27 protein-coding genes are annotated in these 23855 nt (G+C 68.7%); 14 read left to right on the forward strand and 13 right to left on the reverse strand.

Going from position 1 to position 23855, the window contains the following annotated elements; translation table 11 throughout:
* Positions 1-40 precede the first annotated feature (40 nt).
* Entirely contained in the window at positions 41-358 is a 318-nt protein-coding gene (locus RZ1_RS02825) for a MerR family transcriptional regulator (RefSeq protein WP_072809029.1), read from the reverse strand.
* A gap of 147 nt (positions 359-505) precedes the next feature.
* Here RZ1_RS02825 and RZ1_RS02830 point away from each other — a divergent pair, with 147 nt between their 5' ends.
* The 13 genes from RZ1_RS02830 to RZ1_RS02885 all read left to right on the forward strand — a co-directional run bounded on the left by RZ1_RS02830 (position 506) and on the right by RZ1_RS02885 (position 10183).
* Entirely contained in the window at positions 506-928 is a 423-nt protein-coding gene (locus RZ1_RS02830) for an Hsp20/alpha crystallin family protein (RefSeq protein WP_072809160.1), read from the forward strand.
* A gap of 339 nt (positions 929-1267) precedes the next feature.
* Positions 1268-1429, forward strand: coding sequence for a hypothetical protein (locus tag RZ1_RS30395; protein WP_169917845.1), 162 nt, complete (start codon positions 1268-1270; stop codon positions 1427-1429).
* Positions 1420-1836, forward strand: coding sequence for an anti-sigma factor antagonist (locus RZ1_RS02835; protein WP_238071618.1), 417 nt, complete (start codon positions 1420-1422; stop codon positions 1834-1836). The genes RZ1_RS30395 and RZ1_RS02835 overlap by 10 nt, the downstream gene beginning before the upstream one ends.
* A gap of 92 nt (positions 1837-1928) precedes the next feature.
* Positions 1929-2321 (forward strand): ATP-binding protein, encoded by a 393-nt coding sequence (locus RZ1_RS02840; RefSeq protein ID WP_169917847.1) that lies wholly within the window; start codon positions 1929-1931, stop codon positions 2319-2321.
* Positions 2318-2761 carry an ATP-binding protein gene (locus RZ1_RS02845; RefSeq protein WP_238071619.1) on the forward strand — a complete coding sequence of 148 codons (444 nt, stop codon included), beginning with the start codon at positions 2318-2320 and terminating at the stop codon, positions 2759-2761. The genes RZ1_RS02840 and RZ1_RS02845 overlap by 4 nt, the downstream gene beginning before the upstream one ends.
* Entirely contained in the window at positions 2758-3576 is an 819-nt protein-coding gene (locus RZ1_RS02850) for a SigB/SigF/SigG family RNA polymerase sigma factor (protein WP_072809032.1), read from the forward strand. Before RZ1_RS02845 ends, RZ1_RS02850 begins: the two co-directional genes overlap by 4 nt.
* 244 nt (positions 3577-3820) lie before the next feature.
* Complete coding sequence (thiM, locus tag RZ1_RS02855) at positions 3821-4618, forward strand: hydroxyethylthiazole kinase (RefSeq protein ID WP_072809034.1); 798 nt, start codon at positions 3821-3823, stop codon at positions 4616-4618.
* On the forward strand, positions 4615-5442 hold the full coding sequence (locus RZ1_RS02860) for an ABC transporter permease (protein WP_083583483.1): 828 nt from the start codon (positions 4615-4617) through the stop codon (positions 5440-5442). The genes thiM and RZ1_RS02860 overlap by 4 nt, the downstream gene beginning before the upstream one ends.
* A 69-nt stretch (positions 5443-5511) precedes the next feature.
* Positions 5512-6483: an ABC transporter substrate-binding protein gene (locus tag RZ1_RS02865; protein ID WP_072809035.1), complete on the forward strand. Its 972-nt coding sequence runs from the start codon at positions 5512-5514 to the stop codon at positions 6481-6483.
* A 5-nt stretch (positions 6484-6488) separates the two neighbouring features.
* A complete protein-coding gene (locus RZ1_RS02870) occupies positions 6489-7187 on the forward strand; it encodes an ABC transporter ATP-binding protein (protein WP_072809037.1) in 699 nt (232 codons plus the stop codon).
* 84 nt (positions 7188-7271) lie between these two features.
* Positions 7272-8606 (forward strand): LLM class flavin-dependent oxidoreductase, encoded by a 1335-nt coding sequence (locus RZ1_RS02875; RefSeq protein WP_072809168.1) that lies wholly within the window; start codon positions 7272-7274, stop codon positions 8604-8606.
* Positions 8603-9469, forward strand: coding sequence for a sulfurtransferase (locus RZ1_RS02880; protein ID WP_072809169.1), 867 nt, complete (start codon positions 8603-8605; stop codon positions 9467-9469). The genes RZ1_RS02875 and RZ1_RS02880 overlap by 4 nt, the downstream gene beginning before the upstream one ends.
* Before the next feature lie 39 nt (positions 9470-9508).
* Complete coding sequence (locus RZ1_RS02885) at positions 9509-10183, forward strand: GntR family transcriptional regulator (protein WP_083583484.1); 675 nt, start codon at positions 9509-9511, stop codon at positions 10181-10183.
* A gap of 24 nt (positions 10184-10207) precedes the next feature.
* Here the strand turns inward: RZ1_RS02885 and RZ1_RS02890 are convergent, their stop codons facing one another.
* The 5 genes from RZ1_RS02890 to RZ1_RS02910 all read right to left on the reverse strand — a co-directional run bounded on the left by RZ1_RS02890 (position 10208) and on the right by RZ1_RS02910 (position 16394).
* Positions 10208-10987, reverse strand: a complete 780-nt coding sequence (locus RZ1_RS02890; protein WP_072809039.1) for a tyrosine-protein phosphatase — start codon at positions 10985-10987, stop codon at positions 10208-10210.
* A gap of 13 nt (positions 10988-11000) precedes the next feature.
* Positions 11001-11441 carry a response regulator gene (locus RZ1_RS02895; RefSeq protein ID WP_072809041.1) on the reverse strand — a complete coding sequence of 147 codons (441 nt, stop codon included), beginning with the start codon at positions 11439-11441 and terminating at the stop codon, positions 11001-11003.
* Complete coding sequence (locus RZ1_RS02900; protein WP_083583497.1) at positions 11438-12991, reverse strand: sensor histidine kinase; 1554 nt, start codon at positions 12989-12991, stop codon at positions 11438-11440. Before RZ1_RS02900 ends, RZ1_RS02895 begins: the two co-directional genes overlap by 4 nt.
* 74 nt (positions 12992-13065) lie before the next feature.
* Positions 13066-14271 carry a PP2C family protein-serine/threonine phosphatase gene (locus tag RZ1_RS02905; RefSeq protein ID WP_072809042.1) on the reverse strand — a complete coding sequence of 402 codons (1206 nt, stop codon included), beginning with the start codon at positions 14269-14271 and terminating at the stop codon, positions 13066-13068.
* A 68-nt stretch (positions 14272-14339) separates the two neighbouring features.
* A complete protein-coding gene (locus RZ1_RS02910; RefSeq protein ID WP_083583498.1) occupies positions 14340-16394 on the reverse strand; it encodes an MMPL family transporter in 2055 nt (684 codons plus the stop codon).
* Between the two features lie 194 nt (positions 16395-16588).
* Between RZ1_RS02910 and RZ1_RS02915 the strand changes: the two genes are divergently transcribed.
* Positions 16589-17386, forward strand: coding sequence for a putative protein N(5)-glutamine methyltransferase (locus tag RZ1_RS02915; protein WP_072809046.1), 798 nt, complete (start codon positions 16589-16591; stop codon positions 17384-17386).
* Positions 17387-17470: 84 nt separating this feature from the next.
* Here the strand turns inward: RZ1_RS02915 and RZ1_RS02920 are convergent, their stop codons facing one another.
* The 7 genes from RZ1_RS02920 to RZ1_RS02950 form a co-directional block, all read right to left on the reverse strand.
* Positions 17471-18226: an anti-sigma factor gene (locus RZ1_RS02920; protein ID WP_072809048.1), complete on the reverse strand. Its 756-nt coding sequence runs from the start codon at positions 18224-18226 to the stop codon at positions 17471-17473.
* Positions 18223-18792 carry a sigma-70 family RNA polymerase sigma factor gene (locus tag RZ1_RS02925; RefSeq protein WP_072809050.1) on the reverse strand — a complete coding sequence of 190 codons (570 nt, stop codon included), beginning with the start codon at positions 18790-18792 and terminating at the stop codon, positions 18223-18225. Before RZ1_RS02925 ends, RZ1_RS02920 begins: the two co-directional genes overlap by 4 nt.
* Positions 18793-18874: 82 nt before the next feature.
* Entirely contained in the window at positions 18875-19714 is an 840-nt protein-coding gene (locus RZ1_RS02930) for a DUF1295 domain-containing protein (RefSeq protein WP_072809052.1), read from the reverse strand.
* Positions 19711-21033, reverse strand: coding sequence for a class I SAM-dependent methyltransferase (locus tag RZ1_RS02935; protein ID WP_072809053.1), 1323 nt, complete (start codon positions 21031-21033; stop codon positions 19711-19713). The genes RZ1_RS02930 and RZ1_RS02935 overlap by 4 nt, the downstream gene beginning before the upstream one ends.
* Complete coding sequence (locus RZ1_RS02940) at positions 21030-21767, reverse strand: DUF1365 domain-containing protein (protein ID WP_072809055.1); 738 nt, start codon at positions 21765-21767, stop codon at positions 21030-21032. The genes RZ1_RS02935 and RZ1_RS02940 overlap by 4 nt, the downstream gene beginning before the upstream one ends.
* Complete coding sequence (locus tag RZ1_RS02945; RefSeq protein ID WP_072809056.1) at positions 21764-23122, reverse strand: NAD(P)/FAD-dependent oxidoreductase; 1359 nt, start codon at positions 23120-23122, stop codon at positions 21764-21766. The genes RZ1_RS02940 and RZ1_RS02945 overlap by 4 nt, the downstream gene beginning before the upstream one ends.
* Positions 23112-23744, reverse strand: a complete 633-nt coding sequence (locus RZ1_RS02950; RefSeq protein WP_072809058.1) for an alpha/beta hydrolase — start codon at positions 23742-23744, stop codon at positions 23112-23114. Before RZ1_RS02950 ends, RZ1_RS02945 begins: the two co-directional genes overlap by 11 nt.
* Positions 23745-23855 lie beyond the last annotated feature (111 nt).

Consider the following 23855-nt stretch of genomic DNA (forward strand, 5'->3'; position numbering starts at 1 on the left):
CTGACGTCGAGCCCAGCCTCGACCGCGCCGTCGCCTCCGCTCACGACTGTTCCTGACGTCGCCGGAGGTGGTCGCGCTCCGCTGTGAGTGCCGTGTTCGCGTCTTCGAGCTCGAGGATGCGCGCGATTCCCGCGAGGTTGATGCCCTGGCCGGACAGGCTGATGATCCGTTCCAGCCGCGCGAGGTCGTCCCCGCTGTAGCGCCGCGTGCCTCCGGCGCTGCGCGCGGGCGTGAGCAGGCCGTGCTGTTCGTACAGGCGGAGGGTCTGAATCCCCACTCCGGCCAGCTCCGCCGCGACCGAGATCGCGTACACCGCCCGAGCCGAACCGGGCAGGTGGTCGCGTCGATCCGAGTCCATGCCATTCCTCTCCGAGTCGGCGCTCAGATTACCTGACTCAACCACTTGCGCTCCTCTGGTCTAGGTGCTACATAATATCTATGTCAGATGACATAGGTTATCTGAGTTCCCTTCGAGTGAGAATGGAGTGAACCGGAGGTGGCGACCATGTTGATGCGCACCGATCCTTTCCGCGACCTGGATCGTTTGACTCAGCAGGTGTTCGGTACGCCGGCACGCCCGGCGGTCATGCCCATGGATGCATGGCGCGACGGCGACGAATTCCTCGTGGAGTTCGATCTCCCGGGCATCGACGCGAACTCGCTGGATCTCGACGTCGAACGCAACGTCATCACCGTGCGGGCATCCCGTCCCGAGCTGGACCAGGGACGATCCATGATCGCTGCGGAGCGCACCCGCGGGGTGTTCAGCCGGCAGTTGTTCCTCGGGGAGAATCTCGACACCGACGCGATCCGTGCCGACTATCGCGACGGGGTGCTGCGATTGACGATCCCCGTGGCCGAGAAGGCGAAACCTCGCAAGATCGAGATCGCGCGCCACGACGACGAGCGGCAGGCGATCGACGCCTGATCCGCACAGTCGACCGCGCTGCGCGGCCGGCGAAGTGGAGCACAGGCCCCGAGCCGCTGATCGAAAGCGAGGTGATGCCCTGTCGTAGCCACTGCGTTCCTCTTCCGTCTTGCCTCCGACGGGTGGGCCCGGACGACACCGTCTCCGGGCCCACCCGAACTTCTGCGGTCGCAGCCGTGCCGATTCGCTCCGCGGCGCCGGGCCCGACCGCCCCCGGGCATCCCGTACCGGGCGTCCGGGACCGGGTGTCCGGGACGGAATTTCCGAATGGGGAGGAATGAGAAGCCCGGGAAGTGGGTATCAGGGGGCATTCCTGTGGCACACGAAGGGAGGCGAACGATGCAGACGAGGCAAGGGAAGGCGCCGTGGAAGACCGCTCGGATGTCGGTGGTCAAGAGCATGTACGCGCTGTACGGGATCTCGTACTTCCGCGGCCACGTTCCGGAGGTGGGTGCTCGGACGCGCACACAGCGAGCAGGAGGGACGATCTCGTGGGTGTAGCGGATCCCGAACGGGTGGCATCCGGGGGAGTCGAACGGCCGGGCGACATGCCCGAGGTGATACCGGGTTCGCCGCTGAGGCTGGACGTCGACTTCATCGAGGGCGTTGCGGTGTTGCACGCCGGCGGCGAGATCGACGTCGTCACCGCCCCGGTGTTCGAGAGGAAGCTGACCGAGCTGGCCGCGTTGTGTGGGACGTCCACACTGGTCGCGGACCTGCTGGGTGTGCAATTCCTCTCGTCGGCGGGGCTTGCGGTGCTCATGCGCACCGCGGATGAACTCGACGGCCGATCGCGTTTCCTTATCGTCGCCGACGGTCCGGCAACCGCACGGCCGATGACTTTGGTGGGCCTGGCCGACACACTCGAGATCTTCCCGACCGTCGAAGCTGCTCTATCGACCGTATGAGCGACCAGGGACGGCAGTCTGTGCCACCGGCGCCGGGACATTCCGGCCTCTCCGAGGCCCGATCACTCCGCCTCGACGACGTTCGGGCAGAGTTGACGGCGCTCGCCCCGATCCGGCACCGGCTGGCACAGTTCGCGCGCGAGATCGGGCTGTCGGCGGACACGACCGGCGACATGCTTCTGGCGACCTACGAGGCGCTGGCCAACGTCGCCGAGCACGCCTACCCGCCGGGAGTGCAAGGAACGTTCGATCTGCGCGCAGACAGTCGTCCCGACGAAGGCGTTCTCACCATCTCGATCGTCGACAGGGGGTCGTGGAAGCCGGAAGCTGACAACAGCCGCGCACGCCGTGGACGGGGTGTGCGGCTCATGCATGCCTGCAGCGACAGCGCCCGGGTCGAGACGGGCGACGAAGGAACCCGAATTCATCTGCAGTGGAACTACCGCGCTTCCCTGCCCGAGCCAGAACAGCAGGTAAAACCTTGACACAGATCGCATCCCATCCGATGCCGGACGTCCCCGATCCGATACCGGGTGGTGGCGGGATTCCCACGACATTGTCGGTGCCTGCGCTGCACGCTCAGTTGCCCGTCATCCGCATGCTCACCGAGGTGGTGGCGATGCACGGCGGGTGCACGCTCGACCAGGTCTCGGACCTCAAGCTTGCGGTCGACCAGGTCTGCACGCTGCTCATCGAAGCGGCCGCACCCGCCACCGAGATCACCTGCCGATTCCGCAAGGACCACGATGTGTTCCGCATCGAGGTCACCGCGACCACGATCGAACGCTGGCGACCGGCGCCCGACAGTCTCGAATGGCGAATCCTGGAACTGCTGGCAGACACCCTCTCCGCGAACGAAGAGCCTGAGGCGACCGGGAAGGCGGCGAAATCGAAGGTCGAGCTGAGCATCGGAATGCCGGCATGACGGTTGCCGAGATCGATTCGCAGTCCGTCGGAAGGGGTCCGGCGAGCACGCGCAGAATCGACGAGGAGCACCTTGCGGAGTTGTTCGACGCATTCCGCGGATGCTCCGCCGGTTCCGACCAGGCCGTCGCGCTTCACGAGCAGATCGTCACGGCGGCGATGCCGTTGGCGCAGAACATCGCCCAGCGCTTCGCGGGCCGTGGCGAGGACATGGACGACCTCAATCAGGTGGCGTGCGTGGGGTTGCTCCAGGCGATCGAGCGGTTCGACGCCGAGAAGGGGCGCGGGTTCGTCGCGTACGCCGTGCCCACCGTCATGGGCGAGATCCGTCGCTACTTCCGCGACCACGCCTGGTCCACGCGTGTGCCGCGGCGGCTCAAGGACCTGACCGTGGCCGTCAACAGGGTCACCGACGATCTCGCGCAACGGCTGGGTCGCTCCCCGACGGCAGCGGAGATCGCGGCCGAGATCGGTGCCGAGCCCGGCGAGGTGATCGAGGCGCTCGCCGCCCGCAGCGCGTATCAGCCTGCGTCCCTGGACACTCCGCTCGATCTTGCCGGTGAAGGTGCGGGTGCGACGCTGGCGGATACGCTCGGCGAGGAGGACGGTGAGCTCGCGAAGTCCGAGCGGTATCTGCTGCTGCGGCCGTTGCTCGAGCGGGTTCCGGAACGGGAGCGGCACATTCTGATGCTGCGATTCTTCGAGGAGAAGAGCCAATCGGAGATCGCGCGGGAGATCGGCGTCTCCCAGGTGCACGTCTCCCGACTGCTGGCCAGGACTCTGGCGGAGTTGCGGTCACGGCTGATCGACGAGTAGGGGACTGCCCGGTCCGGTTCTGCCGGACCCTGGCCTCGGCAGCTGTTCACCTCACCGGCCCGGATGTCCGATCCGCGTCTCGCCCCGTCCGTACATCGCGGTACCGCTGTATACATTTCCGTACAAGCTGATTTTAAGTATGGGCGCCCGCATACATTCCGCATACCTTCCTGTAGTCGATGCCGAGACCGATCGCGTTGCGCCGTGGTCGAGGGCGGCGGTGGAAGTTACCGAGGAGGATGGGATGTCTGATGTGCCGGCAAGCCGAGTCGGGTGGCCCGACCCGCGTGTCGTCGAGGCGCTCGAGCGCGTCCGCGCTGGCAAGCCGCTGACCTACGGGCTGACCAACTACATCGCCGCACCCCTGAGCGCGAACATGTTGCTGGCTGTCGGTGCCTCCCCGGCCATCGGTGGAATACCGCTCGGCGCTGCACATTTCGCGACCATCGCCGGTGGTGCCTGGATCAACCTGGCCGCTCTGATCAGCGATACACCCGAATTGCTCCTGGAGACCGCCCGGGCCGCCAACGCCGCGAGCACCCCGTGGGTGCTGGACCCGGTGACCGTCGGCGCAGGCATCGAGGCCACCGACGCGCTCGCCGCGCAACTGATCGACCTCGGGCCCGCCGTGGTTCGTGGCAACGCCAGCGAGGTCGTCGCCCTGGCCGGCGGCGACGGCGCGACCAAGGGCGTGGACAGCACGGTCTCCTCGGAGGCGGCGATTCCCTTCGCGAAGTCGTTGGCGCAGCGGACCGGTGGGGTGGTGGCCGTCAGCGGACCGACCGACTATCTGACCGACGGCGTGGAACTGGTCGCGGTGCCCGGCGGGCACCCGTACCTGACACAGGTGACCGGTGCCGGCTGCAGCCTGGGTGGTCTGGTCGCGGCCTTCGCGGCGGTCGTGCCCGACCGGTTGCAGGCCGCGACGGCCGCCCACGCCGTCCTCGCAACCGCAGCCGAGCGCGCGGCCTCCCGGACCCGCGGCACCGGTTCCTTCGCCGTCGCGCTCGTCGACGAGTTGTCCTTGCTGGGCGTCGCATGACGACTGCCGCCACTGTGCCGGTCGTCGGCAGGCCCACCGGCACGTCGGGCGTGCGACGCCCACCCCGCATCCCGGCCTGGGCGTCGTGGCTCAGCACCGTGGCGATCTTCGCGTTCTGGTGGTTGGGGACCGCGACCGGTCTGGTCGATTCCCGGGCGCTGCCCGGCCCGGACAAGGTCGTCGAAGCGGCGTGGGAACTGACCGAGAAGGGCATTCTCGGCGAAGCCGTGCTCGTGAGCCTGGGCCGGGTTCTCGCCGGCGTCGTCATCGGCCTGCTGGTCGGTGTGGTGCTCGGACTGCTCAGCGGCTACTTCCTGGTGGGCGAGGCGGCGGTCGACAAGCCGGTACAGATGCTGCGCGCCATTCCGTTCAACGCCCTGACGCCCCTGTTCATCATCGCGTTCGGCGTCGGCGAGACGATGAAGGTACTGCTGATCAGCGTCGGCGTCCTGGTGCCGATCTATCTCAACACCTTTGCCGGTGTCCGCGGGGTGGATCGCAAACTGGTCGAGGTCGGCACCGTCTATCGCGTCCCCAAATTCCTGATCGCGACCCGGATCCTGTTTCTCGGCGCCCTGCCGTCGGTGTTCACCGGCCTGCGCTTCTCGCTGGCGGTTGCGTGGATCGCCCTGGTTACCGCGGAAACCGTGAATGCCAGTGCGGGTATCGGATTCGTTCTGACCCAGGCGCAACGCTTCGTCCGCACCGACCAGGTGGTGCTGTGCATCGCGATCTACGCCTTCCTCGGCCTGTTCACCGACTGGATCGTGCGCTGCCTCGAGCGGCACTTCCTGCGGTGGCGCGGGTCCTACCAGGGCAACTGAGCGTAAGGGGGCAACCGCGCTCGCGCCGGCCGCCCCAACCTGAACCTCCCCGAAAGCGGAAAAGAGCCCATGAAGAACAAGTCCCGTCTCCTCACCACCATCGTCGCGCTTGCGACCGTCGCCATCGGATTGACCGGCTGCAGCAGCGATTCCGGCGCCGACGACGATACGGTGGTGTTCCGTTCGGCATACCTGCCGACGGCGAACTATCTGACCACCGTCCGGACCACCGGCGTTCTCGAGGACGAGCTGGCAAAGGTCGGCGCGACGGCCGAGCACATCGGGCCGCTCGATCCGATCGAGGCGTACAACACGGTCACCTCCGGCAACGCGGATGCCTCCTCCACCGGGACCGGATATTTCGTGAATCTTGCTGCCAACGACAGTGAGTGGGTGGCCTTCGCCCTGGAGAAGTACACCGGCGACAGCCAGGGCATCGTGGCCGCGCCCGGAACCGGTATCGACTCGCTCGAAGACCTCTACGGCAAGAAGATCGGCATCGACAACCCGGGCGCCACGGGCGACTATCTGGTCCACCAGGCCTTCGCGAACGCCGGCCTGGACGTCTCCCGGGTGGAGCTGGTCTCGCTGGCCCCGGGCGACTTCGCCGCGGCATTCGGCAGCGGACAGATCGACGCCCTCGCCTCGTTCGACCAGAATCTGGCCAACGCCGTCGCCACTCCGGGAGCGAAGCTGCTCGTCACCGGTGACCAGATCGGTTCCTACAACTGGTCGATCCACATCGCGAGTCGCGAGTTCGCCACGGAACATCCGGAGGCGCTGGCCGCGGTGTACCGCGGACTGGTCCGAGAATCCCAGCGGGCACAAGCCGATCCGTCGATCATCACCGATGCGTACACGGAGTTCGGTGCCGGTGACGAGGTTGTCGAGGTCGTCTCCGGCTTCTCGACGCCGCAGATCCTGCCGTTGGACGCCGCCGCGGTCGCGGACCTCAACGCGCTCGCCGAGCAGTACGTGGAGTTCGGATTCATCGACGAGGCGCCCGAGATCGGCAACTACGTCGTGAACCTGGCCGAGTAGTACCCATGAGCGACATACGACTGGACTCGGTGACGAAGGACTTCGGAACGCACCGGGTGCTCGACGCCCTCTCGCTGGATGTTCCTTCGGGACAGTTCATCTCGCTGGTGGGACGGTCCGGCTCGGGCAAGTCCACGCTGCTGCGGATCATTGCCGGCCTGGACGCGGCGACCACCGGTGAGGTGACCGCGACCGACCGTCTCGCGGTCGCCTTCCAGGAATCGCGACTGTTCCCGTGGTTGTCGGTGCGGGACAACGTCGGGTTCGGCCTGCCCCGCACCGGCCGCAGGGATATCGTCGAGCGGGCGCTGGCCGAGGTCGGACTCGCCGACAAGGCCGAGGTGTGGCCGTTGACGCTGTCCGGTGGTCAGGCACAGCGAGTCTCGTTGGCCCGGGCGCTCGTTCGCCGACCGGAGATCCTGCTGCTCGACGAGCCGTTCGGCGCCCTCGACGCACTGACCCGGCTCGACATGCAGAATCTGGTCGGCCGGCTGTGGCAGGACCACGGCTGGACCGTCGTCATGGTCACCCACGACGTCGACGAGGCTGTGCGGCTGGCCGATCGGGTGGTGGTGCTCGCCGACGGCGCCATCGCCGAGGACATCCCGGTCCCCGGCCGCGGCCCGCGCAGTGCCGAGACGATCGCCGGAACCGGACTGACCGGAGAGCTGCTCCGGGCTCTGGGAGCGTTCTCGACCACCTGACCTCCGTACCGTCACCGAGCACCGATACCGATCTTGTACAAAGGATTTGACGTGAACAACCCCGCAACCTCCGTCGGCGACCACATGCACCTGGCTGCGTTCATGAATGCCGGCCCGGGTGGAGTCGGTGGATGGCGGCATCCGCGGGCCGAGCCCGGCTGGTTCTCGATGTCCTACTACCAGAACATCGCACGGACGCTGGAAGCCGGCCGATTCGACCTGATGTTCTTCGCGGACAGCCTGTCGGTCCCCCGAAGCCTGGGGGACAGCATCGCCGACAACGTCCGGTACGGCGTCGGTGTGCCGCGGCTCGACCCGATCCCGGTGATCAGCGTCATCGCGGCCGCGACCCGGCACCTCGGGCTGGCGGCCACCGCGTCGACCGGATTCCAGCAGCCGTTCAACACCGCCCGCACCTTCGCGAGTCTCGACCATCTCACCGAGGGGCGTGCGGCATGGAACGTGGTGACCAGCTTCCAGGACGCCGAGGCCCGCAACTTCGGTGAGGAGCGGCTGGCGCCGCGGGACGCGCGCTACGGCAAGGCCGAGGAGTTCCTCCAGGTGGCCGCGAAACTGTGGGACAGCTGGGCCGACGACGCACTGGTCGTCGACAAGGAGTCGGCCCAGTTCGCCCGCCCCGAATCGGTGGCGCCGATCGATCATCGCGGCGAGTACTTCGCGGTCCAGGGTCCGCTGCAGGTGCCGCGCGGTCCGCAGGGCTATCCGGTGATCATCCAGGCGGGGTCATCTCCCGCCGGAAGGGATTTCGCGTCTCGCTGGGCGGACGTCATCTTCTGCAGCCACGAATCGCTCGAGTCCGCCATCGCGTTCCGCCGGGACGTCCGCCGGCGTGCGGAAGAAGCCGGCCGCGACCCGAACCACATCAGAATTCTGCCCGCGGTCACCCCGATCATCGGCACGACCGCCGGCAACGCGCACGCCCGGCGCCTCGAATTCGAGGATCTGGTGCCTGCCGAGGCCGGCCTGTCCCGGCTCGCGTACCACCTCGACGTCGACCTGTCGCAGTACGACCTGGACAAGCCGCTGCCGCCGCTGGACGTGCAGGGCGTCGACGGCCACTACCGGGAGGTGGTGGAGGTCGCCGAACGGGAAGGCTTCACCGTCCGGGAACTCGGCAAGTGGTACGGCGCCCGCACCGAAGGCAACCTGGTCGGTACCGTCGGCCAGATCGCAGACCGCATGGAGGAGTGGTTCACCCGCGGTGCAGCGGATGGTTTCACGGTCTGCCCCACCCACACTCCGGTGGCCTTCGAGGACTTCACCGGCGCGGTCGTCCCCGAACTGCAGCGGCGCGGGCTCTTCCGCACCGAGTACGAAGGATCGACGCTGCGCGAGAACCTGGGCGTGCCGAGGCCGGAGGCCGGGGAGTGGCGTCGTCGTGCACGCATCGCGTCGTGACCGCATCACCGTTGGTCGACGCGGCTCGGCTCCGTTCACATCTCGGCGCGCGCCGACTGGTCGTGCTGGATGCGACGGTCGACAGAACGACGGACGGTCGCTACGTCAGCGGGCGTGCCGGTTTCGTCGATGACGGGCGCATTCCCGGATCCCGCCACGCGGATCTGATTGCGGACTTCTCGGATCCACAGGCGCCGTTCCCCTTCACCCGGCCGGACGCCGGCGCGTTCGAGGCCGCGGCGCGTGCGCTCGGAATAGGCGCGGACTCGACGGTGGTGGTCTACGACCGTCGCGGAGGAGCCTGGGCCGCACGCGTGTGGTGGCTGCTGCGGTCCTTCGGGCACGACGACGTCGGTGTGCTCGACGGCGGGCTGCGGGCCTGGGTCGACGCCGGCGGCGAGGTGGAGACCGGTGTGGTCGTCTCGCCGCGGGCAGGCGACTTCCGTGCCACGGTCCGGGACGGGTATTTCGCCGACACGGATGCGGTCCGGGCGGCGATGAACGGGGACGGTCCGGCCGGTCTGGTGTGTGCGCTGGGCCGCGACGTGTTCGAGGGGCGTGCCACGGTGGCCGGGCGCGCCGGGCACATTCCGGGCAGCGTGAACGTGCCGTACCCGGATCTGCTCGATCCCACGGGCCACATCGACGCTCATCGCGTCCGGGCGGCGGTGGCCGAACTCGACCGATTGCCCGGGCGCGCCGCGGGTCGCACCGTGATCGGGTACTGCGGGGGCGGGATCAATGCCGCCGGGCTGGCTCTGGCACTGTCTGTGGTGGGCATCACCACTGTGGAGGTATACGACGGTTCGCTGTCGGAGTGGAACGCCGACCCCGGCAATCCGCTGGAGATCGTGGACGGGTGACGGTCGAAGCCCGCCGATTCAGCACGAGAGAGGACGAACGTGGTACGCGCCAGCAAGAGTGAGCCGGATCCCTCCGAACTCCGGGACGATGCCGGCAGCGTCTACGAACGCCTGCGTTCGGATCTGGTCCACGGGGGATTCGAGCCCGGCGCGGCGCTGTCGGAAGCCGCGCTGACCGCCCGCTACGGGGTTTCGCGCACCCCGGTCCGCGAGGCACTTGCCCGGCTCGACCAGGATGCCCTGGTCGAGCGCGGGCCTCGCGGCTACCAAGTGCGCGTCGGCGGGCCGGCGGATGTCCTGGAGATCTACGAGGCCCGGATCGCGCTCGAAGGCGTCGCCGCTGCCGATGCCGCGGAACGTCGCACCGAACTCGAACTCGCGCGGCTGCGCAAGATCCACGAGCAGATGTGCACCTCGACGGAGACCCGGGTGATCCTCGAGATGAACACGCGCTTCCATCGCGAACTGTGGGCGGCGGCGCACAACCACACCATTTCCACACTGCTGCAACGCTTGTCCGCACAGCTGCGGCTGTTCGATCGCGGTACCCGCGGGATCGAGGACCTGGAGTGCACCAAGGCCGAGCACGAGCGGATCCTCGAGGCGATCACCGTCCGCGACAGCGTGCTCGCCCGCACCGAGGTGACCGCGCACCTGTCGCGGACCCGGGAGGAACGCATCAACCACTTCGCGCAGTCCGGTCTGGACCTGTAACGCCGGGCCCGACTGCGCGGTGCGCTAACCGGTGCCGAGCAGACGCCGACGCAGCCGCGCCACCGTCGAGGTGTCGAGGCCGGCGGCGTACAGCGGCGCCAACGGGCTGTCGTAACGCGCGTCCAGCAATTGCAGCATGGTGGCCATGCTGTCCGGCACGGCGCCCATCAATGCGTTGGTGGCGGAGGTGCCGTGGTCGCTCTCGTCGGCCGCGTCGCCGCCGAGGATACGACGCATCCGGTCGCCCACGGCGCCGAGATTCGACTCGGTCACCGCGTAGTCGCGGATGATGTCGGCCGCCGGCGCGCCGACCGTCGACAGCAGGAGCGACGCCAGGATTCCGGTGCGGTCCTTACCGGCCGAGCAGTGGAACGCCGTCGCTCCGTCACTCATTGCAATGATGTTGAGGCACAAGGCCAGCCGCGGCGCCGCGCTCTCGATCACCTCGACGTACCAGGCGCCGACCTGCTCCGGTGTCATGGGACCGAACCGCCGTGCCAGATGCGCCGGCGACGCAGCCGTGTCGAGCAGCGGTACATGGTGATAGGTCAGATCGAAGGCAGAGAGGGGACCTCGGCCCGTCTGTGACACTTCGGCATACGAACGCAGATCGATCACCGAGCGCAAGCCTTGCCCGAGCAGCTTCTCGGCGAAGGCCGGGCTCATGGAGGACAAATCGTCGCTGCGCAGCGCCACACCGGTGCGGACGGTGCCGCCGGGGACGTCGATTCCGCCGAGATCGCGAAGATTCGCGGGATCCACGGAGGTGTCGAATCGGGCAGGGTCGGTAAGAATTTCGGTCATGATGCCTTGTCCGTCAGTGTCCGGGCAGCCGCACGACCTGGACGAAGAAGTTGTCGATCTGCCGCACCGCCGTGATGAACTGGTCCAGATCGACCGGCTTCGTGACGTAGGCATTGGCGTGGAGTTTATAACTCCTCACGATGTCTTCCTCGGCAGCCGAAGTGGTGAGGATGACGACCGGGATGTCCGCGAGGTCCGGGTCGGACTTGATCTTCTCGAGGACCTGCCTGCCGTCGTACTTGGGCAGGTTCAGGTCCAGCAGGATCAGGTCGGGCCGGACAGCGTCTGCGAATTCGCCTCTCCGGTACAGGAACTCGAGTGCCTGCTCCCCGTCGCGCACCACATGCAGGGTGTTTCCGACCTTGTTGAATTCGAAGGCCTCCTGGGTCATCAGGATGTCTCCGGGATCGTCCTCGACGAGCAGGACGTCGATGGGGTGGCCTACAGGGCTCATGGGTTCGTTCCTCCGGGGAGATCGGCTGCGGGGGTGGACTGCTGCAGGGGATCGGTGGCGGGTGGGTCCTCCGCGACCGGCTCGGCGATCGGCAGGGTGAAACAGAAGCGGGCACCGGTGCGGGAGTCCGGGTCGAGCCGGATGTCGCCGCCGTGGTACTCGACGATCTTCTTGCACAGAGCGAGTCCGATCCCGGTACCCGAGTACTCCTCGCGGGCGTGAAGTCGCTGGAAGATGACGAAGATCTTCTCGGCGAACTCCTCCGGAACACCGATCCCGTTGTCCTGCACACATATCCGCCACATGCCGTCGTCCTGTTCCGCGGTGATGGCAACCCGCGGTTCGGTGTCGGGGCGGCTGAACTTGAGCGCATTGCCAACGAGGTTCTGCCAGAGCATCGACAGCAGCGTCGGATCCCCGTTGACCTCCGGCAGCCGCTCGGGCCGATCGATCCGGGCGCCCGTGTCCTCGACGACGGCGGCGAGGTTCGACAGGGCCTTGTCGAGCGGGCGGTCCAGGGGCAATCTCTCGAAACCGTCACCGACCCGGCCGACCCGGGAGAAGGCCAGCAGATCGCTGATCAGCGCCTGCATCCGGCGCGCGCCGTCGACGGCGAAATCGATGTACTGGCGGCCGCGATCGTCGAGTTCGTCGCCGTAGCGTTTCTCGAGCAACTGGCAGAACGAGGCCACCTTGCGCAGCGGCTCCTGCAGATCGTGGGACGCGACGTAGGCGAACTGCTCGAGGTCGGCGTTGGACCTCCGCAACTCCTCCGCCGTCGCATCGAGTTGGTCGGTCCGGTCCTCGAGCTGCCGTTGCCGATCGCGGACGACGTCCAGCTCGGCGACGATGCGGCGGCGCATCCCCTCGATGTCGGTGGCGAGGGAACGGATGTCGGCGGGCCCGCGGCCGGCGTCGACCCGATGCGCGAATTCGCCCTGCGCAACCCGTCGTGAGGACGCGGCCAGCCGTGCCAGCGGCTCGGTGACCGCAAAACGCACGAGTACAGCGAAGATGCCTGCCGCGATCACCAGTACGAGAGCCAGGGCCGTGTACACGACGTTGCGGATCGAACGCATGTGATCGATCTGCGACCGTGCGTCGTCCACCGCCTCGGTCAGGTGCAGGTTCTGCTGATCGAAACCCGCGCGGACCCCGTCGAACAGGTCCGTGCCGCGGTCGTAGAACGCCGGATCGGGTGCCGGGCCGGCGAGCAACGGGTCCGCGAAGCCGACGCGCCAGGCCTGCGCCGCCCGGTCGAGGGCGTCGAGGTCGGCGAGCAGGTCCGGCCGGTCCGCGAGCAGTTCCCGGAGCCGGTCCTCGGACCGCTGCTGGATCTGCAGACCGTCCCGGAAGGGGGCGAGGAACGACGCTTCCCCGGTGAGCGCGTATCCGAGCACGGCGGTTTCCTGGTTGACCAGCCCGGACTGCAGTTCCTGGGCAGCCGAGCGGGCCGGCATGAGACGGTCCGTCAGGTCGTCGGTGACGCGAGAGTTCGCGCCGAGCGTCATGGCGCCCGCGGCGGCGCCGGTGATGACGAGCAGCGTCATGATCGCCAGGATCAGGTTGAACCACGCCTGGACGGTCAGTCTGGTGCCCGCGGGGATCCGGGGATCCGGGGTCGTCACGAGCGGCCGTTCTCGTCGGCCCACTGCACGTGCAGGACCGCGACATCGTCGCTCAACCCGCCGTGCGGTGCCGCGAGCGACTCCACATGGGTGATGAGGGAATCGACGAATTTCTCTCCGCTACAGGCACTGCCGAGGGAGCGGGCATATGCGAGCAGGCCGTCCTCGCCCAGCCGGTCCAGTTCGTCGACCCGTGCCTCGAACAGACCGTCGGTGAACAGCACGAGTGCGGTCCGTTCCTCGACCGCGAGGGTGGTCTTCTGCCACGTGCCGCTCTGTTTGCGCAGGCCGAGCGCCGGACCACCGGGCACCTCGAGCCACCGGATGTCGCTCGGTGTGCGGAGCAGTATCCCCGGATGCCCGGCGCGTACGACCTCGATCGAGCGGTGGTCGGCGGACAGGACCACGCTGGTCACGGTGGCGAAGATGTGGGACCGGGGACGTTCGGCGACGAGCAGCTGTTCCAGCGTGCTCATCGCCGTCTCCGCGTCGACGCCCCCGAGAACCATGGTGCGCCAGGCAATTCTCAATCCGACGCCGAGTGCCGCCTCGTCGGCGCCGTGCCCGCAGACATCGCCGATCAGCACGTGGACGCTGCCGTCGCCGGATTCGACGACATCGTAGAAGTCGCCGCCCAGCAGACCCCCGGCCCGGCCGGTCCGGTATCGGGTCACCACATCGATGCTGTCGCTGCGCAGCAACGGAACCGGAAGCAGACCGCGTTCGAGGCGGGCGTTCTCGCGGGAGCGCTGTTCGCTCGCCTGCAGCGCGGCGGCCGCGTGTTCGGCTCGTTTGCGTTCGATCGCATAGCGCACCGACCGGGTGAGCAGTTCCGCGTCGACCACGCCCTTGACCAGGTAGTCCTGGGCGCCCTCCGCCACCGCGGTGAGCCCGGCCTGTTCCTCGGCCAGGCCCGTCATCACGATCACCGGCACACCGGACGCGTACCTCTGCACGGCCCCGAGTGCGTCGAGGCCGTGGGCGTCGGGAAGGTTCAGATCCAGCACGATGCAATCGGGCCGGATTTCACCGAGCCGGGTGCGGGCCTCGTCGAGTGAACGCGCCCAGACGATTCCGAAGTCGATCACCGCGTCCGAGGCCATCTCCTCGACGAGGAGAGCGTCGCCGGGATCGTCCTCGATCAGGAGCAGGGACACCACGGCTGCTTCGGACCGGTCGAAGCCACCCTCGGTGTCGAGCACATGTCCTCCTGCGGTCGTCGCGTGACGGTCGCCGGGCCCTTCCGGACCCGGCGAACGCGTATTCACCTTCACGAATCTAACGGTTTGGTGACCGGTTCGTGATCGGGTGCGGCTTCGCCGGAGTCCGCTCCGTCACGCGACGCGAGCTTGCTGGGCCACCAGATCCGCTTGCCGATGTCGATGGTCAACGCCGGTACCAGCAGCGATCGCACGAGCAACGCATCGAGGAGGACACCGAACGCGACGATGAAGGCGAGCTGCCCGAGGAACAGCAGCGGAATGACCGCGAGCGCCGAGAACGTGGCGGCCAGGACGACGCCCGCCGACGTGATGACGCCGCCGGTCACCGTCAGCGCGCGCAGGGTGCCCTCCCGGGTACCGACCCGCGCGCTCTCCTCGCGGACGCGGGTCATGAGGAAGATGTTGTAGTCGATGCCGAGTGCCACCAGGAACACGAACCCGAACAGCGGCACCACCGGGTCCGCGCCCGGGAAGCCGAACACGTGGTTGAACAGCAGCGACGCCACCCCGAGGGTTGCCGCGTACGAGACGATCACGGTGAGCATCAGCAGGACCGGTGCGACGATCGCCCGCAGCAGCAGGATCAGGATCAGCAGCACCACCGCGGTGACCACCGGAATGATGACGGTGCGGTCGCGGGTCGCGGTGTTCTTCGTGTCCAGATCGACCGCGGTGGGACCGCCGACGAGGGCCTCGGCCTCCGGAACCGCGTGCACGGAGTCGCGGATGCGTTCGACGGTGCGTTCGGCCTCGAGCGAATCGGCGGGGTCGGAGAGAGTGGCCTGCACCGCGATCCGGCCGTCGACGACGGTCGGGGCACCGTCGGGACCGGTCACCGGCGTGACGGTGGTGACACCCTCGACGCGAGCGGCCGAGGTGACCGCGGCGAGTGCGCCCTCACGGGCGACGACGACCGTGGGCGAACCGGTGCCGGCATCGAAGTGCTTGCCGAGGATCTGCTGACCGGACGACGAATCCGTCTGGAGCAGGAAGACATCCGACGATGCGACGCCGCCGGCCTTGAACTGCGGCAGCAGCAGCGCGAACCCGACGAGGACGATGCTGCACACCATCCAGATCGGACGGGGATTGGCACCGACCTTCCGCGCGATCGAACTCCAGAACCGGTGCGCCGACGCGAGATCCCCGCGGTCGGCATCGGGATCGGCCTGCGGGCGGGTCGGCCAGAACGCGGAACGGCCGAGCAGCACCAGCGCGGCCGGCAGGAACGTCATCGACGCGACGAACGAGGCGGCGATGCCGATCGCGGCAACCGGTCCGAGACCGCGGTTCGAGTTCAGGTCCGACAACAGCAGGCACAGCACACCCGCGATCACCGTCGCGGCGGAGGCGGCGATCGGCTCGAGCGTCGAACGCCACGCGGTGCGCATCGCCTCGTACTTGTCCTCCACCGCACGTAGTTCCTCGCGGTATCGCGCCACGAGCAGCAGGGCGTAGTCGGTGGCGGCACCGAACACGAGGATGAACAGGATGCCCTGGCTCTGCCCGTTGAGGGCGATCGCGCCGGCGTCGGCGAGCAGATACACCGCGAGGCTGGCAAGCGCCAGCGCGAACACCGCCGAGATGATCACGACGAACGGCAGGATCGGGCTGCGGTACACCGCGAACAGGATCAGCAGGACCACGCCCCCCGCGACGAGCAACAGCAATCCGTCGATTCCGGCGAACGCGGCGGACAGATCGGCGATCTGCCCGGCCGGGCCGGTGACGTGCACGGTCAGCCCGTCCGGCGGGGACGCCAACCGGTCACGCAGCTCCTCGACCGTCTCGCCGACCTCGCTGTTGCTGTCGATCGGCACGATCAGCTGGGCGGCCTGCCCGTCCTGGGACGGAATCGGCGGCGGACCGACCGATTCGGCGGCGAGGAACGCCAGGTCGTCGGGGGTGATCCCGGATTCACGTTCGGCGACGACGATGGCAGGCACAGCGTTCGTGTCGGTGAACTCCGCGTACAACTGGTCCGCGCGGGTGGATTCGGCCGAGGCGGGCAGGAACGCGCTGTTGCCGTTCTGCGCGACCTCGCTGAGTTTCCCGGCGAACGGGCCGCCGCCCCCGGCGATCGCGAGCCACACGAGCAGCAGCAGAGCGGGCAGCAGCCAGCGCAAACGCCGCGTCGGACGTTTCGGTGGTGTCGTCGTGGTGGTCAAGCGCTTCCTCCTGAGGTCGGTGGCCCTTCGCCGTGGTTCTATCCTGCCGCGCTCGCGTGGCCGCCGGTTATTCGGAGCAGACCCGGATTCGGACGGGTGCTGCCCCCGTGCCGGGGTTAGGGTGTGGCGTGGCCGCCTCACCGTCGTCCCCTGGTCGGTCCCGTACCGCTCTGGTCGCCGAGCTGCGCGCGGCGGGTTGCGTGTTCGCCGAGGAAGAGGCCGCCCTGCTCGCGGCCGCGGCCTGCAGTGAGCGGGAACTGTCGGAACTGGTCGGCCGTCGCGTCGACGGCGTGCCGCTCGAGCACGTCCTGGGGTGGGCCGAATTCTGCGGCCTGCGCATCGTCGTCGAGCCGGGCGTGTTCGTGCCGCGTCGCCGGACCGAGTTCCTGGCCCGCTGCGCCGCCGAAGGGCTGGTGCCGGGTGCCGTCGTCGTCGACATGTGCTGTGGTTCGGGTGCGGTCGGGACGGTGCTGGGACAGGAGATCGCGGGGATCGAACTGTATGCCGCCGACGTCGACCCGGTCGCGGTGCGGTGCGCGCGCCGCAATATCGGGCCGTTGGGCGGTCGCGTGTTCGCCGGCGACCTGTACGCGCCACTGCCCGGCTCGATCGCGGGCCGCGTCGACGTGCTCGTGGCGAACGCGCCCTATGTGCCGTCCCACGCCGTCGCGTTCATGCCGCCCGAGGCGCGGCTGCACGAGCCCCTGGTCGCCCTGGACGGTGGCGGCGACGGCCTCGACGTGCACCGCCGGTTGACGGCCGCCGCACCCGGCTGGCTCGCGCCGGGCGGGCGGCTGCTGATGGAAATCGGGGAATCCCAGGTGGACACCGCCCTCGCGATCCTTGCCGAAGCCGGTTTCGAAGCGACGGTTCGGGTTTCGAACGCGCACGACGCCACCGTCGTCGCCGGCACCCGCCCGTCGTAACGTTCCCGCAGCCGGCGACGACCCGGACAGCCGCGCGGTGCATGCCGCGCGCGGATGTCTACCGGCCGCGCGGATAGCTCCGGTTCAGCTCAGCGGCAGTTCGGCGAAGATGCTCGACGGCTGTGTGGATCCGCCGGTCGGTTCGACGCTGAAGCCCAGCGCGGTCGCACCGGAGATGTCGTCGAGCACCGCCGTCGTCGACGGTGCGACGTCGGCGGGGGTCATGGTGCCCGCGGAGGTCGCGCCCTCGGGCCCGATCAGCCACATCTGGTAGACGGTGCCCTCGCTCGGCGGGGTCACGTTGTTCATCACCAGCACCCCGGCGTCGACCTCCTTCGAGTAGACGACCGTCGCGGTGCCGCCGCCCTCGATCGCACCCGACGTGGTGCGCACGTCGTCGGCCGCGAACACCTGGGTGGAAGTCGGCGGCGCGACCTCGTGCCGGATCTGGGAGCCGATACCGATGCCCCCGACGACCACGACCACCGCAGCCGCGGCAGCCAGCAGGAAATTCCGTCGCCGGTTGCGGTGCTGTGCGAGCGAGATCGGCGCCGGTGGTGCCGTATCCGATTCGGAAGTGCCTGCGGTGCCGATGGTTTCGAGCAGACTCTGCCGGACCCGATCGGGTGGTTCCACGGCGCCGACGCGGGAAACCTGCGCCATCGCTTCCCGGATCTCACGGACCTCGCGCTCGAACTCGGCGGCCACCTCGGGGCTCGCGGCGGCGACGCGCGCGTCGATCTCGCGGCGTTCGGCATCCGAGACCGCGTCGAGGGCGTAGACCGCGGCGAAGTCGAGAAGGACGTCACCGCCGAACTCGGCGTGGGTGCTGTTCGTCATCGCTGCTCACCCCCGAGGCAATTCCGAAGACGGAGCAATCCGTCCCTGATTCTCGATTTGACGGTCGGGAGAGTGGCGGACAGTCGTTCCGACACCTCCCGGTAGGTCAGGCCGTTGTAATACGCGAGCTCCACCGACTGCCGCTGCAGATCGGTGAGCGTGCCGAGACAGTCCGCGACCTGCTGCGTGTCCTCGCGGCGGACCACTTCCTCGCTCACCGCGTCGAAGGCGGCCTCCGTGGACACGGCGCCGTAGCGGGCCTCGCGGTCGGCACCGGACTGTTCGGAACGGACCCGGTCGACCGCCCGTCGGTGGGCCAGTGTGATCAGCCACGACAGCGCCGAACCCTGAGCGGGATCGAATCCGGACGCGGTACGCCACACCTGCAGATAGACCTCCTGCAGCGTTTCCTCGCTGTACCCCGGATCGCGCAGTACCCGCAGCACCATGCCGTAGGCGCGGGCGCGCGTCAGATCGTAGAACTCGGTGAACGCCGCCTTGTCCTCCTTCGCGACCTTCGCGAGGAGTCCGTCGAGTGTGTCGGTGCCGCCGCCGACGTCGGTCATCGGCCGTGTCCGCTCATCGCGGGACAGCCTAGCTGGGCGAATCGGGCAGCTCAACTCGCTCCGGGGACGGACGCGTGCGGGGTCAGCCGGTGGCGCGAGGGCGAACATGATGATCAGCTCCGTCGTGCGCGCGGCGAGGTGGCCGCGGAAGGAAGTACGAGGTGCGCTGCTGATACTCGGGATATCCGGGGCGCTGCGACATCGATCGCTCCAGCAGCCGCGCACCGGTGGCGTACACCAGGAAGTACGTCATGATCGCGGGCGAGGCGACGGTGAGCGCACCGGGCCACGCACTCGCCGCGATCAGCCACAGGCCCCACCACACCGTGGCGTCCCCGAAATAGTTCGGGTGCCGCGTCCATGCCCACAGCCCGCGATCCATGATCCGGCCCCTGTTGGCGGGGTCGGCCTTGAACCTGCGCAGCTGACGGTCACCGACCGCTTCGAACGCGAAGCCGAGGACCCACAGCATCACCCCGGCGATCAATGCCACCGTGCCGAGGCCGCGGGTGGGGCCGGCGACCGCGGACACCTGGATCGGCAGGGACACGAACCACTGTGCGGCTCCCTGGGTGACGAAGATCTTCCGCACCACGGTGCCGACGGACGCGCCCCCGGACCGGTTCTGCAGATCCGTGTACCGCGGATCCTCGCCCTTGCCCGCCGACGCGAGGTGCATGTGCCACGTGAGTCGCAGACCCCACACAGCGACGAGCACGAGCAGCAGTACACGACGGACCGGATCGCCGCTGCCGAGCGCCGCCGCGACCGCGGCGACGAACACGAAACCGGCACCCCACGCCACGTCCACGACGTTGTACCGCCCGATCCGGTGCCCGACGGCGAACGTGACGGCCTGCAGGACAGCGAGCCCGGCAAGGCTCACCAGCGAGACGGTGAGGAAACTGCCCCAGGTGCTCACGGCCGGGCCTCCTTCGCGAGGACGATGTGCTGGACATCGAGGTAGCCGGATCGGAAACCGGCCTCCGAGTAGGCGAGATAGAACTCCCACATGCGGCGGAAGGTCGCGTCGAAGCCGAGCGCCGTGACCCGGTCGCTGTTCGCGGTGAACCGTTCCCGCCACAACCGGAGCGTTTCGGCGTAGTGATCACCGAAACGGAGGCGGTCGACGGTGCGTAGCGACGTGTGTTCCCGGGTGATCGAGTCGATTGCGTCGGTGGACGGCAGCAGGCCGCCGGGGAAGACGTATTTGTGGATCCAGGTGTAGGTGTCGCGTGTCGCCAGCATCCGTTCGTGCGGCATGGTGATCGCCTGCAAGGCGATGCGTCCGCCGGGGCGGAGCAGCCGGTCGAGGGCGCTGAAATAGGTGGGCCAGTAGTCGTATCCGACGGCTTCGATCATCTCCACCGACACGATCGCGTCGTACTCGCCGTCGATCGCACGGTAGTCGAGCAGGTCGATCTGCACCGCATCCGTGAGCCCGGCCGCGGCGATGCGGAGGCGCGCGAGTTCCTGCTGTTCGCTCGACAGCGTCACCGAGCGGACCTGTGCGCCGCGCTGCGCCGCGCGCAGGCTCAGTTCGCCCCAGCCCGTGCCGATTTCGAGAAGCCGTGTGCCGGGACCGACACGCGCGGCGTCGAGCAGCCGATCGATCTTGCGCCGCTGTGCGCGGGCCAGTTCGTCCGGGCGGGCCGGGAATTCGTCGAACAGGGCGCTCGAATAGGTCAGGGTCTCGTCGAGGAACGATTCGAACAGGTCGTTGGACAGATCGTAGTGGCGGGAGATGTTCGACCGGGTATTGCTCTCCGAGTTGCGTTCCGAGGCAGGCTGTCCCGTGACAACCACTCGGCGTAGTCGCTGCAGCGGCCGCGGGATCAGCTCGCCGACGCCGGCGGCGAAGGGGGTGAGCACCGCGACCGGGTCGGGAGTCGTCCAGTCGCCGGCCATGTAGGCCTCGCCGAATCCGATGAGCCCGGCGGTACCGAGCCGCCGGGCGAACTCCCCGGGTCGGCGGACGATCATGCGCGGCAGGATCCGGCCCCGGGGTGCGGCGCCGATCACGGTGCCGTCGGGGTACTCCACCCGCACGTCAAGGCGGGCCGCGGCACGGCGGAACAGCCGGTCGGCGACCGCGCCGGCCACCCGGGCGCGCCGGTCGGTGCGGACGTCGGCGATGTCGGGCCAGCGCTGCGCGTCCACCGCGAGTCCGGTGTCGTCGAGCCCGGTGTCGTCGAGCCCGGTGTCGTCGAGCTCGGTGTCGTCGAGTTCAGGTGCGGTCATGAGGTTGCCTCCTGGAGACGGCGGCCGGTGGGCCGGGGGACGAGCGGAAGCCGGCGCAGCCACAGGGCGATACCCTGCCTGCGGATTCGGGCCGAGACCATCAGCGGCGCAAGGGGTTGTGTGAGTTGCGTGGCCGCGACGGTGGCGACGGTCGCCGGTCGGGCGCGGCCCCGCATCGTCGCGACGAACGGCACCGAGCCGTCCCGGTGCAGGATGATCGCCACGTTCAGTTCCTTCCCTGGTTCCGGGACGGACAGGCTGTAGTGGCCGTCGACGGGGTTGAACGGGGAGACGTAGAACGCCTTGTCGACCTCGGCGCGACCCGCGGTGTCGGGCCGCAGCAGATAGCAGTGCCGGCCGCCGTACGTGTTGTGCACCTCGGCGACCACGCACACGAGCGCACCCGCGTCGTCGTAGCACCAGAACAGGCTCAGCGGGTTGAACACGTAGCCGAGCACGCGCGCGTTGAGCAGGGCGGTGACCCGGCCGGCCCGCAGATCGATGCCGTGCTCGGCAAGGTAGGCGTCGAGTCCGTCGCGCAGCGTCGCCCGCGGTTGCGGATCGTCGAAATGGTCGGCCGGGTCGAAGCGGGCGAAGGGCCGCAACCAGAGCGGGAGCCGCGGCAGGTCGTCGAGGTCGACGAACCAGCTGTAGCTGCGGTATTCGAAACCGTGCCGGATCGGGGTACGGCGGGTGTGCCGGATCCGGGTCCGGTAGAGCGAAGGAGTGGTCATCGCGCGAACACCTCGGTATCGATCCCCGCGAGGCGGTCGGGGGCATCGGTCTCGGTGGAACGGACTGGGACACTGTCCCATTCGACGTCCAGGCGCCGTGCAGCCTCGACGCCGGAGCGTGCGCCGTCCTCGTGGAAACCCCAGCCGTGATAGGCGCCGGCGAAAACCAGTGTGTCGCTCCCGAGTTCCGGGAGCCGCTGCTGCGCCGCCACCGATTCCGGTGTGTACAGCGGGTGTTCGTAGGTCATCTCGGCGATCACCGACCGCGGGTCGACGCGGTGCGCGCCCCCGAGCGTGACGAGGAAACGCCGATCGGTGACGGTGGAGATCCGCATGAGCCGGCTCATGTCGTAGGTGACCACCACCGAGTCGCTGCCGTCCCGGTCGCGGGGAATCAGGTAGTTCCACGATGCCCGGGCGCCTTCGGTGCGGGGCAGCAGCGACTCGTCGGTGTGCAGTTGGGCGTGGTTGACCGAGTACGGCATCGCACCGAGGACCTGTTGTTCGAGTGCGGTGGGCCGGGCGAGCATCGCCAGGGCCTGCCGGGGATGGGTTGCGATCACCGCCGCGTCGAAGGTGCGGACGTGGCCGTTTCCGGCGACGAGGCGCACACCGTCATCGGTGCGTTCGACGTGATGCACGGGGGTGCCGGTGAGTACTTCGTCGAGGCGGTCCACGACCTTCTCGACGTAGCGGGCCGAGCCGCCCGTCACGGTGCGCCACGTCGGCGATCCGAAGACGGTGAGCATGCCGTGGTGTTCGAGGAAGGTGAACAGATAGCGGGCCGGATAGCGGGTGGCCTGCACCGGGTCGCACGACCAGACCGCCGCGACCAGCGGGGTCATGAAGTGCTCCTCGAAGTAGCGGGAGAACCGGTGCCGGGCGAGGAACTCCGCGAGGGTGATGTCGCCGGGTTCGCCCGATTCGGCGAGCAGGGCGCGAGCGGTGCGGTGGAACCGGACGACTTCGCCGAGCATGCGCAGGTAACGCGGCCGGGCCAGCGAGCGTGGTTCCGGGAACAGGCCGCGCAGACCTTTCGCGCCCGCGTATTCGAGTCCGGTCGCGTCGGACCGGATGGACATCGACATGTCGGTTTCCTGCGTCGCGACGCCCAATTCGTCGAACAGACGCAGCAGCGTCGGATAGGTGCGGTCGTTGTGCACGATGAATCCGGTGTCGACGGGTACCCGGACACCGTTGCCGAGGTCGACGTCGTGGGTGTGGGCGTGGCCGCCGAGACGTGTGTCCGCTTCGAACAGTATGACGCGATGCCGGCGGGCGAGCACGTGGGCCGCGGTGAGGCCGGCGACGCCGCTGCCGATCACGGCGACGGAACGGGACCGATCAGTGTTCACGGGAGCCTCCAGGGGAGTGGGTGGCAGGGGCCAGGGCCTCGGACAGGAAGTCGGCGGTCAGTTCGTGCCAGCGACCGGGCCGGGTCAGCAGGAAGTGGCCGGCGCCGGGGAACGGCTGCCACGTCGCATCCACGCCGCGTCGGCGGGCGGCCTCGGTTTGGGACTCGGAGACCGACGGATCGGTCCACCGGTCCGCGGTGCCGTGCGCGACCAGGAGCCGACGGCCCGGGGGAATCAGCGCCGCGTCGCCCTCCGGCCACCACGGTGCCAGCGCCACCACCGCCTCGACCTGCGGTTGCGCCGCGAGATGGGCGACGGCACGCCCACCCATCGAATGCCCGACGAGACCGATGGGCGCGTCGGGCCGGCGCCGGCGGATCTCGTCGAGGGCACGCAGACCGTCCTGCACCGGGCTACGGACGTCCCCGTTCCAGCCCCGCACCGTGTACCGGACCTGGCGGACGGTGATGCCGGTGCCGGACAGCCGCAGCCGCAGAGACTCGGTGAGCAGCGCCGTACGCAGCTGCGAGAGGTGCCACCACCGGGCCGCTGCGGTACTCACCGGTTTGCCGCCGGGCAGCACCAGTACCTGGGGGCGGCCCCGGGTCGAAGGAATCTCCATGCCCGCCATTCGAAGCCGCAGACACGGTGGATGGGTCCCCGTAAAATCTGCCCTGGAAGTGACCGCGAAAAAATTCTCTCGATCCGACCCATCCTCCCCGGGACCGGCGGC

The sequence above is a fragment of the Rhodococcus zopfii NBRC 100606 = JCM 9919 genome, from assembly GCF_001895025.1.
GTDB lineage: Bacteria > Actinomycetota > Actinomycetes > Mycobacteriales > Mycobacteriaceae > Rhodococcus > Rhodococcus zopfii.

Excerpts from the sequence above, each read along its gene's own strand:
- RZ1_RS02860 (WP_083583483.1), top strand. The coding sequence starts at position 4,615 with ATGACGACTGCCGCCACTGTGCCGGTCGTCGGCAGGCCCACCGGCACG.
- thiM (WP_072809034.1), top strand. The coding sequence starts at position 3,821 with ATGTCTGATGTGCCGGCAAGCCGAGTCGGGTGGCCCGACCCGCGTGTC.
- RZ1_RS02890 (WP_072809039.1), bottom strand. The coding sequence starts at position 10,987 with ATGACCGAAATTCTTACCGACCCTGCCCGATTCGACACCTCCGTGGAT.
- RZ1_RS02895 (WP_072809041.1), bottom strand. The coding sequence starts at position 11,441 with ATGAGCCCTGTAGGCCACCCCATCGACGTCCTGCTCGTCGAGGACGAT.
- RZ1_RS02850 (WP_072809032.1), top strand. The coding sequence starts at position 2,758 with ATGACGGTTGCCGAGATCGATTCGCAGTCCGTCGGAAGGGGTCCGGCG.
- RZ1_RS02935 (WP_072809053.1), bottom strand. The coding sequence starts at position 21,033 with ATGACCGCACCTGAACTCGACGACACCGAGCTCGACGACACCGGGCTC.
- RZ1_RS02925 (WP_072809050.1), bottom strand. The coding sequence starts at position 18,792 with ATGACCGACGTCGGCGGCGGCACCGACACACTCGACGGACTCCTCGCG.
- RZ1_RS02870 (WP_072809037.1), top strand. The coding sequence starts at position 6,489 with ATGAGCGACATACGACTGGACTCGGTGACGAAGGACTTCGGAACGCAC.
- RZ1_RS02830 (WP_072809160.1), top strand. The coding sequence starts at position 506 with ATGTTGATGCGCACCGATCCTTTCCGCGACCTGGATCGTTTGACTCAG.
- RZ1_RS02940 (WP_072809055.1), bottom strand. The coding sequence starts at position 21,767 with ATGACCACTCCTTCGCTCTACCGGACCCGGATCCGGCACACCCGCCGT.
- RZ1_RS02900 (WP_083583497.1), bottom strand. The coding sequence starts at position 12,991 with ATGACGCTGCTCGTCATCACCGGCGCCGCCGCGGGCGCCATGACGCTC.
- RZ1_RS02825 (WP_072809029.1), bottom strand. The coding sequence starts at position 358 with ATGGACTCGGATCGACGCGACCACCTGCCCGGTTCGGCTCGGGCGGTG.
- RZ1_RS30395 (WP_169917845.1), top strand. The coding sequence starts at position 1,268 with ATGCAGACGAGGCAAGGGAAGGCGCCGTGGAAGACCGCTCGGATGTCG.
- RZ1_RS02865 (WP_072809035.1), top strand. The coding sequence starts at position 5,512 with ATGAAGAACAAGTCCCGTCTCCTCACCACCATCGTCGCGCTTGCGACC.
- RZ1_RS02950 (WP_072809058.1), bottom strand. The coding sequence starts at position 23,744 with ATGGAGATTCCTTCGACCCGGGGCCGCCCCCAGGTACTGGTGCTGCCC.
- RZ1_RS02920 (WP_072809048.1), bottom strand. The coding sequence starts at position 18,226 with ATGACGAACAGCACCCACGCCGAGTTCGGCGGTGACGTCCTTCTCGAC.
- RZ1_RS02875 (WP_072809168.1), top strand. The coding sequence starts at position 7,272 with ATGCACCTGGCTGCGTTCATGAATGCCGGCCCGGGTGGAGTCGGTGGA.